Here is a 13,610-nt window from a genome sequence, read left to right on the forward strand (position 1 = left end):
GCGGTCCGCCTGTTCTCCTCTCTGAATGATTTTCGCGGGGCAGCCCCGCAGAAGGAATAAAGATGAACCAGGAAGTCCTGAACATCTTCAACCCGGTTCCGGTCACGCCGACCTTCGACCAGATCAAGATCGCCCTGGCCTCGCCGGAGAAGATCCGTTCGTGGTCGTTCGGCGAGATCAAGAAGCCGGAAACCATCAACTACCGCACGTTCAAGCCCGAGCGTGACGGCCTGTTCTGCGCCCGTATCTTTGGCCCGACCAAGGACTACGAATGCCTGTGCGGCAAGTACAAGCGCATGAAGTACAAGGGCATCATCTGCGAGAAGTGCGGCGTTGAGGTCACCCTGGCCCGCGTCCGCCGCGAGCGCATGGGTCACATCGACCTGGCCGCCCCGGTCGCCCACATCTGGTTCCTGAAGTCGCTGCCGTCGCGCATCTCGCTGATGCTGGACATGGCGCTGAAGGACGTCGAACGCGTCCTGTACTTCGAGAACTACATCGTCACCGAGCCGGGCCTGACCCCGCTGAAGCAGAACCAGCTGCTGACGGAAGACGAATTCTATCACTATCAGGAAGAGTTCGGCGACGACGGCTTCACCGCCGAGATCGGCGCCGAGGCGGTCCGCAACCTGCTGATGGCGATCGACCTGAACGCCGAGGCCGAGAAGCACCGCGCCGAACTGGCCGACAACCCGTCGGAGCTGAAGGCCAAGAAGGCGTCCAAGCGCCTGAAGCTGCTGGAAGCCTTCATCGAGTCGGGCAACAAGCCCGAGTGGATGATCCTGACCATCGTGCCGGTCATCCCGCCGGAACTGCGTCCGCTGGTGCCGCTGGACGGCGGCCGCTTCGCGACGTCGGACCTGAACGACCTGTATCGTCGGGTCATCAACCGGAACAACCGCCTGAAGCGCCTGATCGAGCTGCGCGCGCCGGACATCATCATCCGCAACGAAAAGCGGATGCTGCAGGAATCCGTCGACGCCCTGTTTGACAACGGCCGTCGCGGCCGCGTGATCACGGGCGCCAACAAGCGTCCGCTGAAGTCGCTGGCCGACATGCTGAAGGGCAAGCAGGGCCGCTTCCGCCAGAACCTGCTGGGCAAGCGCGTCGACTACTCGGGCCGTTCGGTCATCACCGTGGGCCCCGAGCTGAAGCTGCACGAGTGCGGCCTGCCCAAGAAGATGGCGCTGGAGCTGTTCAAGCCGTTCATCTACGCGCGTCTGGACGCCAAGGGCCTGTCGGGCACCGTCAAGCAGTCCAAGCGCATGGTCGAGCGCGAACAGCCCGCCGTCTGGGACATCCTGGACGAGGTCATCCGCGAGCACCCGGTTCTGCTGAACCGCGCGCCGACGCTGCACCGTCTGGGCATCCAGGCGTTCGAGCCCAAGCTGATCGAGGGCAAGGCCATCCGCCTGCACCCGCTGGTCTGTACGGCGTTCAACGCTGACTTCGACGGCGACCAGATGGCCGTGCACGTCCCGCTGAGCCTCGAGGCCCAGCTGGAAGCGCGCGTGCTGATGATGTCGACGAACAACATCCTGTCGCCCGCCAACGGCAAGCCGATCATCGTGCCGTCGCAGGACATCGTCCTGGGCCTGTACTACCTGTCGCTGGTCAAGGAGAACCAGCCGGGCGAAGGCAAGCTGTTCGCCAACATGGGTGAAATCGACGCCGCGCTGGACGCCCAGGTCGTCAAGCTGCACACCAAGATCAAGGCGCGCTGGACCGAGATGAATGCGGACGGCGAACTGATCACCAAGGTGATCGACACCACGCCGGGCCGGATGAAGCTGGGCGCCCTGCTGCCGCACAACCCGAACATCGGCTACCGCCTGCTTGAGAAGAACCTGACCAAGAAGGAAATCGGCAACCTGATCGATCAGGTCTACCGTCACTGTGGTCAGAAGGCGACGGTCATCTTCGCCGACCAGATGATGCAGATGGGCTTCCGCGAAGCGGCCAAGGCCGGCATCTCGGTGGGCAAGGACGACATCGTCATCCCCGCCAAGAAGGAAGCTCTGGTCAACGAGACCCGCACCCAGGTCGAGGAGTACGAGCAACAATACGCCGACGGCCTGATCACCAAGGGCGAGAAGTACAACAAGGTCGTCGACGCCTGGGCCAAGGCCACGGACAAGATCGCCGATGAGATGATGGGCGAAATCGCCCAGCCGCGCGTCCTGATCAAGGGTCAGGAGCCGGACATCAACTCGGTCTTCATGATGGCCAACTCGGGCGCCCGTGGTTCGCAGGCTCAGATGAAGCAGCTGGGCGGGATGCGCGGCCTGATGGCCAAGCCCTCGGGCGAGATCATCGAGACGCCGATCATCTCGAACTTCAAGGAAGGCCTGACCGTCCTTGAATACTTCAACTCGACCCACGGCGCCCGTAAGGGTCTGGCCGACACCGCCCTGAAGACCGCCAACTCGGGTTACCTGACCCGTCGTCTGGTGGACGTGGCGCAGGACTCCATCGTCACCGAGGAAGACTGCGGCTCGACGCGCGGCATCACCCTGCGCGCCGTGGTCGAAGGCGGCGACGTGCTCGTCTCGCTGGGCCAGCGCGTCCTGGGCCGTTACGCGGCCGAGGACATCAAGGAGCCGGGCGGCGAGGTCCTGTATCCTGCGGACACCTATCTGCAGGAAGAGGAAGTCGAGATGATCGACAAGGTGGGCGTCCAGTCCATCAAGGTCCGCTCGGCCCTGACCTGTGAAGCCGACACCGGCATCTGCGCGACCTGCTACGGCCGCGACCTGGCGCGCGGCACCAATGTCAACATCGGCGAAGCGGTCGGCGTCATCGCCGCCCAGTCGATCGGCGAGCCGGGCACCCAGCTGACGATGCGGACCTTCCACATCGGCGGTACGGCCCAGGTGGCGGAAACCTCCTTCTTCGAGGCGACCAACGCGGGCGTCATCAAGGTTGTCGGCCCGACGGTTATCGCCGCTCACGGCGACCCGGTGGCCATGAGCCGCAACGTCGTGGTCACCGTGACCGTCGACGGCAAGGATCGCGAATCCTACAAGGTGCCTTACGGCGCGCGTCTGCGCGTCAAGGACGGCGGCGAGGTGGCCAAGAACCAGCGCCTGGCCGAGTGGGACCCGTACACCACCCCGATCCTGACGGAAGTCGGCGGCGTGGTGCGCTTCGAGGATCTGGTCGACGGCCTGTCGGTTAAGGAAGAGACGGACGAGGCCACGGGCATCGCCCAGCGCGTCGTCTCCGACTGGCGCGCCAGCCCGCGCGGCGCGGACCTGCGTCCGGCCATGGGCGTCACCCAGGGCGACAGCTACGCCAAGCTGTCGAGCGGTTCTGACGCGCGCTATCTGCTGCCCGTCGGCGCCATCCTGTCGGTGGCCAACGGCGACGAGACCAAGCCGGGCGACATCATCGCCCGTATCCCGACCGAAGGCGCCAAGACCCGCGACATCACCGGCGGTCTGCCGCGCGTGGCGGAACTGTTCGAAGCCCGTCGTCCGAAGGATTGCGCGGTCATCGCCGAGATGGACGGTCGCGTCGAGTTTGGTCGCGACTACAAGAACAAGCGCCGCATCAAGATCACCCCGGAAGTCGACGCAGACGGCAACCAGGGCGAGGCGGTCGAGTTCCTGATCCCGAAGGGCAAGCACATCTCCGTCCACGACGGCGATCTGATCCAGAAGGGCGACTACATCATCGACGGCAACCCGGATCCGCATGACCTGCTGCGCATCCAGGGCGTCGAGGCGCTGGCCGAGTATCTGGTGAACGAAGTGCAGGAGGTCTACCGACTGCAGGGCGTGCCGATCAACGACAAGCACATCGAGGTCATCGTCCGTCAGATGCTGCAGAAGGTCGAGGTCATCGACTCGGCCGAGACGACGCTCATCAAGGGCGACCACGTCGATCGCGTCGAAGTCGACATCGAGAACGCCAAGGTCGAGAAGCGCGGCGGTCGCATCGCCACCGTGCAGCCGGTCCTGCTGGGCATCACCAAGGCGTCGTTGCAGACCCGCAGCTTCATCTCGGCGGCCTCGTTCCAGGAGACGACCCGCGTCCTCACCGAGGCCTCGGTCCACGGCAAGAAGGACACGCTGGAAGGCCTGAAGGAGAACGTGATCGTGGGTCGCCTGATCCCGGCCGGTACGGGCTCCTACCTGCGCAGCCTGCAGAAGATCGCCAACGAGCGTGACGCTGAGCTGACCCAGGCCCGCGAAGACGCGGTCGAGCCGCTTCCCGCGGATCTGGCCCTGGAACTGGAGCAGTCGGCCGACTGATCCGGGTTCAGACCTGAAAGACTGAAGAGGGCGGCGTCGAAAGGCGCCGCTCTTTTTTATGGCCTACCGCGCTTCGCGCCGCTCGAGGCCGTGCGCCGGACGCCTACTGCGGCTTCATTGGTTCGCGCGTGTTGGCGGCGCCGGGCGTCATCGGTCGGCCGGAGGCGGGAGCGCCGTCGCGGCGGGTCTGGACATTGCGGTTGGAGTCCATCTGCATCGAGGAATCCAGGTGCGCGCCTGCGCAGCCCGTGCCGAAGTTGGAGCCTGGGCAGTCCTGAGGCGGGAGCACTCCGACCCCGCCGCTGAGCGGTCGACGCTGGGCCTCGTAGCGCTGCATCTCGCGCGCCCCTTCGCGGGCGAAGCGGGCGTCGCGCTCTGCGTTGCCGGTGCCGGTGATGCGGCCGTTCTCTGCGCCCTGCGCCGCCCGGGCGTTGAACCGTTCCTCGCAGATGATCTCTTCGCCTCGACGAAGCAGTTGGTCCGCAGGGCATCCGGCGGGGGAGGTGCGTAAGGCGCGGGCGTTGCGCCCGGACTGACCCTCAGGCGTCACGCGCCAGGCGTCGGAAATGCCGTCCACGCCTGACGCGGCGGCTGAAGGCGCGCCCGGCGCGGGAGCGGCCAGGCGCGGCGCCGGCGGAGCGGGCAGGCCGTCGCGGCCGTCCTCCTCGTCCTTCTTGCGCGGACGTATGGGCGCGATCAAGGCGGGCGCGACCGGCGCCTGCTCCAGCGCGGCGGCCGGCGGCGCGGGCGCCGCCTTGGACGCCGGGGCCGGCAGGGGCGGAGCCTGCGGGGCGGTCCGAGGGACGGAAGCCGCCTGAGCAGGGGCGGGGGCCGGCGCAGGCGTAGGGGATGGCTCGGCGCTGGGTCTCTGGGGCAGCGGCGATTCCATGGGCGCCGGCGTCGGGACAGGCGTCGGCGCAGGAAGGGGAGGCCGCGGTTGCGGTGGAACGAACGGACGCTCCAGTTCCACGTGGATGATCGGCGGCGGCGGCGTAGGGAGGGATTCGCGACGGTCGCCTGCCGCGTAGTGGGCCATGCCGCCCAGGACGATCGCGTGCATCAGCACCGAGGTCCCCGCCGTCAGGGCTCGCTTGAGGCCCGGACGGGTTCGCTTCGTCGGGCCTTCGGGCAGAACGGCGATGCTCATGAAGGCTCCCCCATCGTCCGAACGAATGATGCCTAGGCAAGCATGGCGATATCTAGGCGCAATATCATCGATCCCTGAACAGGATACGAACACGACGCCCTGAACGTCGGTCCACGCGTCTCTCTTGACCTGTTAACGGATCGCGCGTAGAAGCCGCGCACTTTCGAGACGTGGGCGGTTCGCCGTCCGCTGAGATCGTGACAATCTAACGGACGGGCTGTGTCCCGCCGGAACGCCCGAAGCGCGCGTTCCGGTTTTTCTGTTTGGGCGTCGTGACCTCGGCTCGATAACACCCGGGCGGGGCTTCGGTCCCGTTCAAAAGAAGGCTCATGAGGCGCTCCGGTCGAAAGACACACGCCTCCACATCGAAAAGAGACGAATTCGAATGCCCACGATCAACCAGCTGATCCGCAAGCCCCGCAAGCCGAAGCCGGTCCGCAACAAGGTCCCGGCCCTGGAGGGTTCGCCCCAGCGTCGCGGCGTCTGCACCCGCGTCTACACCACGACCCCGAAGAAGCCGAACTCGGCTCTGCGTAAGGTCGCCAAGGTCCGTCTGGCCAAGAACGGCGTCGAAGCCGTGTGCTACATCCCCGGCGAAGGCCACAACCTGCAGGAGCACTCGGTCGTGCTGATCCGCGGCGGCCGCGTGAAGGACTTGCCCGGCGTTCGCTACCACATCCTGCGCGGCGTACTCGACACCCAGGGCGTCAAGGACCGCAAGCAGCGTCGTTCGCACTACGGCGCCAAGCGTCCGAAGTAATCCGCTCCTAGCGCCCTACAGATTTAAGAGGATACATCCATGTCCCGTCGTCACCGCGCTCAGAAGCGTGAAGTCCTGCCGGATCCCAAGTTCGGGGACCTGATCGTCACCAAGTTCATGAACTACGTCATGTACGAAGGTAAGAAGGCCGTCGCCGAGAACATTGTCTACGGCGCCTTCGACATCCTGGCCGAGAAGAAGAAGGAGCAGACTGCGGTCGAGACCTTCCACATCGCCCTGGAAAACGTCGCCCCGGCGGTTGAAGTCCGTTCGCGTCGCGTCGGCGGCGCCACCTATCAGGTGCCGGTCGAAGTCCGTCCGGACCGTCGTCGCGCCCTGGCCATCCGCTGGCTGGTCAACGCCGCGCGCAACCGCGGCGAAAACACCATGACGGAAAAGCTGGCCGCCGAGCTGCTGGACGCCGCCAACAACCGCGGCACCGCGGTCAAGAAGCGCGAAGACACCCACAAGATGGCCGAAGCCAACCGCGCCTTCAGCCACTACCGCTGGTAAACGTCTTAAAACCGTCCCTCTTCTTCGGATAATGGGGCGGTCGCTAATCAGACGATCCGGCGCGGGCGTTCAGATTGAACCGCCCGCGCCGTCATATCCGACACCCCAGGGCGCTCGCCGCGTCCGCGAAGCTCCCGGAAGGCAACTTCAATGCCCCGCACACATAAAATCGAAGACTACCGCAACTTCGGCATCATGGCCCACATCGACGCGGGCAAGACGACGACGACCGAGCGGATTCTGTTCTACACCGGCAAGAACCACAAAATGGGCGAGACGCACGACGGCGCGTCCACCATGGACTGGATGGACCAGGAGCAGGAACGCGGCATCACCATCACGTCGGCCGCCACGACCGCCTTCTGGCGTGAAAAGCGCCTGAACATCATCGACACCCCCGGCCACGTGGACTTCACCATTGAAGTCGAGCGTTCGCTGCGCGTCCTCGACGGCGCCGTGACCGTTCTGGACGGCAACGCCGGCGTCGAGCCGCAGACGGAAACCGTCTGGCGCCAGGCCGACAAGTACAACGTCCCCCGCATCGTCTTCGTCAACAAGATGGACAAGATCGGCGCCGACTTCGAGAAGTCGGTGGAGTCGATCCGCGACCGTCTGGGCGCCAAGGCCGTGCCGATCCAACTGCCGATCGGTTCGGAATCGAACCTGAAGGGCGTGGTCGACCTGGTCGAGATGAAGGCCCTGGTCTGGGAAACCGATCAGGTCGGCGCCTCGGCCGACGTGCGCGACATCCCGGCCGATATGGCTGACGCCGTGGCCGCCGCTCGCCAGTACCTGGTCGACAACGCCGTCGAGATCGACGACGAGGCCATGGAAGCCTACCTGGAAGGCAACGAACCCTCGGTTGAAGTGCTGAAGCGCTGCATCCGCAAGGCCGTCATCACCGGCGCCTTCTATCCGATCCTCGCCGGCTCGGCCTTCAAGAACAAGGGCGTCCAGCCCCTGCTCGATGCCGTCGTCGACTACCTGCCGTCGCCGGTCGACATCCCGCCGACGCCGGGCATCGACTTCAAGACCGAAGAGCCGATCGTCCGCAAGGCGTCGGACGAAGAGCCCCTGTCGGTTCTGGCGTTCAAGATCATGGACGACCCCTTCGTCGGTTCGATCACCTTCTGCCGCCTGTACTCGGGTAAGATGGAAACCGGCCAGTCGCTGCTGAACTCGTCGCGCGACAAGCGTGAGCGCGTCGGCCGCATGCTGCTGATGCACTCGAACAACCGTGAAGACATCAAGGAAGCCTACGCCGGCGACATCGTCGCCCTGGCCGGCCTGAAGGAAACCCGCACCGGCGACACCCTGTGTGATCCGCTGAAGTCGCCGGTCATCCTTGAGAAGATGGAATTCCCGGCGCCGGTTATCGAAATCGCCGTCGAGCCCAAGACCAAGGCAGACCAGGAGAAGCTGGGCGTGGCTCTGGCCAAGCTGGCTTCGGAAGATCCGTCCTTCACCGTCTCGACCGACCACGAGTCGGGCCAGACGATCCTGAAGGGCATGGGCGAGCTGCACCTGGACATCAAGATCGACATCCTGAAGCGCACCTACAAGGTCGAAGCGACCATCGGCGCGCCGCAGGTGGCCTATCGCGAGTCCATCAGCCGCAAGGCCGAGATCGACTACACCCACAAGAAGCAGACCGGCGGTACGGGCCAGTTCGCCCGCGTCAAGCTGGTGTTCGAGCCGGGCGAGCCGGGTTCGGACTTCGTCTTCGAGTCGGCCATCGTCGGCGGCGCCGTGCCCAAGGAATACATCCCGGGCGTGGAAAAGGGCCTGAAGTCGGCCAAGGACAACGGCCTGCTGGCCGGCTTCCCGGTGATCGACGTCAAGGCGACCCTGATCGACGGCGCCTTCCACGACGTCGACTCCTCGGTCCTGGCGTTCGAAATCGCCTCGCGCGCCGCTTTCCGCGAACTGAAGGAAAAGGGCGGACCGAAGCTGCTCGAGCCGATCATGGCCGTCGAGGTCGTGACCCCGGAAGAGTACCTGGGTTCGATCATCGGCGACCTGAACGGCCGTCGCGGCATGATCCAGGGGCAGGACATGCGCGGCAACGCCGTCGTCGTGAACGCCTTCGTGCCGCTGGCCAACATGTTCGGCTATGTGAACACGCTGCGCGGCATGTCGCAGGGCCGCGCCCAGTTCACCATGCAGTACGACCACTATGAATCGGTGCCGCAACACGTCGCCGACGAAGTGATCAAGAAGTACGCCTAAATCCGTCTTTCCGACGGACCCACTTGAAAACGGGGCGGTTTGACCACAAATCGCCCCACCTATCCCCAAACCCATTTGGACCCCCGCTTTGGGGATGCCAGGAGCTAGAGAATGGCCAAGGAAAAGTTCGAACGCACGAAGCCGCACGTGAACATCGGCACGATCGGTCACGTTGACCACGGCAAGACGACGCTGACGGCGGCGATCTCGATGACGCTGTCGAAGGCCGGCGGCGGCAAGGCGATGAACTACGCCGACATCGACAACGCGCCGGAAGAGAAGGCGCGCGGCATCACGATCAACACGTCGCACGTGGAATATGAGACGGCGAACCGTCACTACGCGCACGTGGACTGCCCGGGCCACGCCGACTACGTGAAGAACATGATCACGGGCGCGGCTCAGATGGACGGCGCGATCCTGGTTTGCTCGGCCGCCGACGGCCCGATGCCGCAGACGCGCGAGCACATCCTGCTGTCGCGTCAGGTCGGCGTTCCGGCGCTGGTGGTGTTCCTGAACAAGGTCGACATGGTCGACGACGAGGAGCTGCTGGAGCTGGTCGAGATGGAAGTGCGCGAGCTGCTGAGCTCGTACCAGTTCCCGGGCGACGACATTCCGGTGATCAAGGGCTCGGCCCTGGCCGCGGTGGAAGACCGCGACCCGCAGATCGGCGCCGAGCGCGTTCTGGAGCTGATGGCGGCGGTCGACAGCTACATCCCGCAGCCGGAACGTCCGATCGACATGCCGTTCCTGATGCCGGTGGAAGACGTGTTCTCGATCTCGGGCCGCGGCACCGTGGTGACGGGTCGCGTCGAGCGCGGCATCGTCAAGGTCGGTGAGGAAGTCGAGATCGTCGGCATCCGTCCGGTCCAGAAGACGACCTGCACGGGCGTGGAAATGTTCCGCAAGCTGCTGGACCAGGGCCAGGCCGGCGACAACGTGGGCGTGCTGCTGCGCGGCACCAAGCGTGAAGACGTCGAGCGCGGCCAGGTGCTGTGCAAGCCGGGTTCGATCACCCCGCACACCAAGTTCGTGGCTGAAGCCTACATCCTGAACAAGGAAGAAGGCGGCCGTCACACGCCGTTCTTCACGAACTACCGTCCGCAGTTCTACTTCCGCACGACGGACGTGACCGGCATCGTGCGCCTGAAGGAAGGCGTGGAGATGATCATGCCGGGCGACAACGCCGAGCTGGACGTCGAGCTGATCACGCCGATCGCGATGGAAGAGAAGCTGCGCTTCGCCATCCGCGAAGGCGGCCGCACCGTCGGCGCCGGCGTCGTGGCCAAGATCGTCGAGTAATCGACGGGCGGCCCCTGAGGCCGCACAGTAAGAGTAGCGTAAGCGTACAGAGCGGCCCCCGGAGCGATCCGGGGGCCGTTTTGCCATGCGCTATTGCGTTGAATCAAAAGGAGACGCCCGACTTTGGTCTAGCGGGGCGGTTAAGGGTTTCTCAGCCATGGACGCGCCATGTGCCGGGCTGAAAGGACCCCTTATGACTGACGTCGACTGGCCCCGCCGCGCCGGCCTCTCCGCCGCGCTTGACGAGGCCGCCATCGTGGCGATTACGGATCGCGCGGGCCGCATCCTGTATTGCAACGACAAGTTCGAGGCGGTCAGCGGCTATTCGCGCGCCGAGCTGATCGGCCAGACGCACAGGGTGGTGAACTCGGGCGTTCATGCGCGCGACTATTTCCGCAACCTGTATCGGACCATCGCGCGTGGCGAAGTGTGGCGCGGCACCATCCAGAACCGCACCAAATCGGGCGAGGCCTACTGGGTGGACACCACCATTGTTCCGAACCTCGGGGCGGACGGACGACCCGAGACCTACACCGCCATCCGTTTCGAGGTGTCGGACCACGTCCGTGCGCTCAGGGCCCTGGAGCTGGCGCAGGCCGAGGCGCGGCAGGCCGCAGACGTGCGTGACCGCTTCTTCGCCAACGTCAGCCATGAGGTGCGTACGCCGCTGAACGCGGTGCTGGGCCTGGCCTCGGCCCTGGCGCACACGACATTGACGCCGCGCCAGAGCGAGATGCTGAACCTGATCACCGGGGCTGGCGACTCCCTGCGCCGGGTGCTGGACGACATGCTGGACCTGTCGAAGATGCAGGCCGGTCAGTTCAGCCTGTCGACGGCGTCGTTCGACCTCAAGGGCGACATCGAGGCGGTGGTCGAGATGCGTCGCGCGCTCGCCGAGGACAAGGGCCTGGCGCTGGAGGTCGCCTTTACGCCGACCGCCCGGGGCGAGGTGATCGGAGACGGGGTGCGCATCACCCAGATCGTTTCCAACCTTGTATCCAACGCAGTGAAATTCACCGCTGAAGGCCGCGTTTCCGTCCAGGTCGACGTGCGGGCGGTCGAACGCCAGGAGCGCCTCGTGATCGAGGTGCAGGACACGGGCATGGGCTTCGACGCCGAGGCCGCCCAACGTCTGTTCAAGCCTTTCGTCCAGGCGGATGACGCCATCTCGCGTCAGTTCGGCGGCACGGGTCTGGGCCTGTCCATCTGCAAGTCGCTGGCGGAACTGATGGGTGGAACGATCACCGTCGAGTCTGCGCCGGGCGAAGGCAGCGTGTTCAGCGTGGACCTGCCGATCCAGCGCCCGCTGTCGGCTTCGACGGAGGCGGCTGGGTCGGCCGTAGAGAAACCCGAGGAGCCCGCGCGACTGCGTATTCTCGCGGTCGAGGACAATCCGGCCAATCAGATGGTCGTGCGCTGCCTGCTGGAGCCGCTGGGCTTCGAGATCGTCACCGCCGACAACGGGCTGGAGGGCGTGCTGCGATTCCAGAAGGAGCGTTTCGACGTGGTGCTGATGGACATGCAGATGCCGGTCATGGACGGGCTGGACGCCATGCGCCGCATCCGCGCCGAGGAGGCGCGTCTGGGCGCGGCGCGCACACCCATCGTCATGCTGACGGCCAATACGACCGAGGCTCATCATCTGCAGGCGGTGCAGGCCGGCGCCGACCATCTGGTGGCGAAACCGGTGACCTTGGAGATCCTGCTGCAGGGCATGGAGCGAGGCGTTGCTGTCGCCGCTGAATGGTCGGACGAGAGCATGCCCTCGGCGGCCTGACCGGGGAACTCGGTTGCCGCGTCTCGCGTTCAGGGCGGGTCGTCAATGACCGGTTAACCAAGATGATCCGCGCTGCACGTCTGGGCCTGCTGATAGGTCTGGTGATCGGCCTTAGCGCCTGCGCCGCGCAGACCGGAGGCATGGGGCAGGGCGGCGCCGACACGGGCTTCTACGGCGCCGTCGAGACGGGCCGAACAGGCTGAACGCCGCAGTTTCGACAAGAAAGCTGGCGCAGGGGCGGCATCGCCTTTACTATACGCCTCGCGGACGCCGTTAGTCGCGCCGCGTCAGGGCTTCTCCCTTTTCGATGTTGACCATCGCTATCGTCGTCGTGCTGCTGCTTGTGGTGCTGAACGGCCTTTTCGCCATGACCGAACTCGCGGTCGTGTCTTCCCGCAAATCCAAGCTTCAGAGCCGTGCCGAACGAGGCGACCGCGGCGCACGCGCTGCGTTGAAACTCGCTGAGGAGCCGACGCAGTTCCTGTCGGCGGTCCAGGTGGGCATCACCCTGATCGGCATTCTGGCCGGCGCCTACGGTCAGGCGGCCATCGCCGGCGAGCTGGACGACATCCTGACGGCGAACCTGCCGGCGCTGGCGCCCTATTCGCAGATCATCGCCACCGGCGTGGTCGTGGTGCTGATCACCTATGTCTCGCTGATCGTCGGCGAACTGGTGCCCAAGCGCCTGGCCCTGATCTTCCCCGAGACCATCGCCTCCAAGATGGCCGGTCCGATCTCGACCCTGGCCCTGGTGATGAAGCCGTTCGTGCTGCTGCTGACGGCGTCGACCTCGGGCATCCTCAAGCTGCTGGGCGTCAAGGATCGCGACGGTTCGGACGTCACTCAGGAAGAGGTGGAGAGCATCCTGGCCGAGGGCACGTCCGCAGGCCTGATCGAGCCGGAAGAGCAGGAGATGATCGAGGAGATCCTGCGCCTGGGCGACCGGGCCGTGCGCGTGGCGATGACGCCGCGCCACGAGGTCTACTGGATCGCCCTGGACGATTCCGAAGAGACGCTGCGCGAGGAAATTCGCACCTGTCCCTATTCGCGCATCGTGGTGGCGCGGGACAACGACATCGATAATCCGCTGGGCGTGGTCCACAAGAAGGACCTGCTGGACAGCCTGCTCGACAACGGCGAGTTCAACGTCGAGAAGCTGGTGGCCGAACCCGCCTTCATCCCTCAGTCGACCTCGGTGCTGAAGGCGCTGGAGATCCTGAAGGGCTCGAAGGTTCACATGGCTTTCGTGGTGGATGAATACGGCGCCTTTGAAGGCGTGGTCACGGCGACGGACCTGCTGGAGATGATCGCCGGCGACTTCAACGAGAGCCATGACGAGGTCGAGACGGCCGTGCGCAAGCGCGCCGACGGCACCTGGGCCGTCGACGGTCAGATCGATCTGGATGAACTGGGCGAAGCGCTGGGCGAGGACTTCGGCGAGCATGAAGGCTTCCACACGGTGGCGGGCCTGGTGCTGCACCATCTGTCGCGCGTGCCGAACGAGGGCGACATTCTTCAGCTGGGCCGCTTCGAGGTCGAGGTCATCGACATGGACGACCGACGCATCGACAAGCTGCTGTTCCGCCCTGTGATCAAAGGCGAGGAGACCGACGCCGCCTGATCAGG

At 65.3% G+C, this 13,610-nt stretch carries 9 protein-coding genes; 8 read left to right on the forward strand and 1 reads right to left on the reverse strand.

What is annotated here, in order from left to right:
- Window positions 1–62: 62 nt before the first annotated feature.
- Complete coding sequence (gene rpoC, locus V8J38_RS06705; protein WP_291776176.1) at window positions 63–4,256, forward strand: DNA-directed RNA polymerase subunit beta'; 4,194 nt, start codon at window positions 63–65, stop codon at window positions 4,254–4,256.
- Between the two features lie 103 nt (window positions 4,257–4,359).
- Here the strand turns inward: rpoC and V8J38_RS06710 are convergent, their stop codons facing one another.
- A complete protein-coding gene (locus V8J38_RS06710; RefSeq protein ID WP_338578413.1) occupies window positions 4,360–5,403 on the reverse strand; it encodes a hypothetical protein in 1,044 nt (347 codons plus the stop codon).
- Window positions 5,404–5,788: 385 nt separating this feature from the next.
- Here V8J38_RS06710 and rpsL point away from each other — a divergent pair, with 385 nt between their 5' ends.
- The 7 genes from rpsL (at window position 5,789) to V8J38_RS06745 (ending at window position 13,605) form a co-directional block, all read left to right on the forward strand.
- Window positions 5,789–6,163 carry a 30S ribosomal protein S12 gene (rpsL, locus tag V8J38_RS06715; protein ID WP_003165508.1) on the forward strand — a complete coding sequence of 125 codons (375 nt, stop codon included), beginning with the start codon at window positions 5,789–5,791 and terminating at the stop codon, window positions 6,161–6,163.
- A 39-nt stretch (window positions 6,164–6,202) separates the two neighbouring features.
- Window positions 6,203–6,676 carry a 30S ribosomal protein S7 gene (gene rpsG, locus V8J38_RS06720; RefSeq protein ID WP_291776167.1) on the forward strand — a complete coding sequence of 158 codons (474 nt, stop codon included), beginning with the start codon at window positions 6,203–6,205 and terminating at the stop codon, window positions 6,674–6,676.
- Window positions 6,677–6,826: 150 nt separating this feature from the next.
- A complete protein-coding gene (fusA, locus tag V8J38_RS06725) occupies window positions 6,827–8,905 on the forward strand; it encodes an elongation factor G (protein WP_338578414.1) in 2,079 nt (692 codons plus the stop codon).
- 111 nt (window positions 8,906–9,016) lie between these two features.
- Complete coding sequence (gene tuf / locus V8J38_RS06730) at window positions 9,017–10,207, forward strand: elongation factor Tu (protein WP_338578415.1); 1,191 nt, start codon at window positions 9,017–9,019, stop codon at window positions 10,205–10,207.
- Between the two features lie 193 nt (window positions 10,208–10,400).
- Window positions 10,401–11,984: a PAS domain-containing hybrid sensor histidine kinase/response regulator gene (locus tag V8J38_RS06735; RefSeq protein WP_338578416.1), complete on the forward strand. Its 1,584-nt coding sequence runs from the start codon at window positions 10,401–10,403 to the stop codon at window positions 11,982–11,984.
- A gap of 62 nt (window positions 11,985–12,046) precedes the next feature.
- Window positions 12,047–12,187 carry a hypothetical protein gene (locus V8J38_RS06740; RefSeq protein WP_338578417.1) on the forward strand — a complete coding sequence of 47 codons (141 nt, stop codon included), beginning with the start codon at window positions 12,047–12,049 and terminating at the stop codon, window positions 12,185–12,187.
- Between the two features lie 104 nt (window positions 12,188–12,291).
- Window positions 12,292–13,605, forward strand: coding sequence for a hemolysin family protein (locus V8J38_RS06745; protein ID WP_338578418.1), 1,314 nt, complete (start codon window positions 12,292–12,294; stop codon window positions 13,603–13,605).
- The last annotated feature ends 5 nt before the right edge of the window (window positions 13,606–13,610 follow it).

The organism is Brevundimonas olei (genome assembly GCF_037055245.1).
GTDB lineage: Bacteria > Pseudomonadota > Alphaproteobacteria > Caulobacterales > Caulobacteraceae > Brevundimonas > Brevundimonas olei.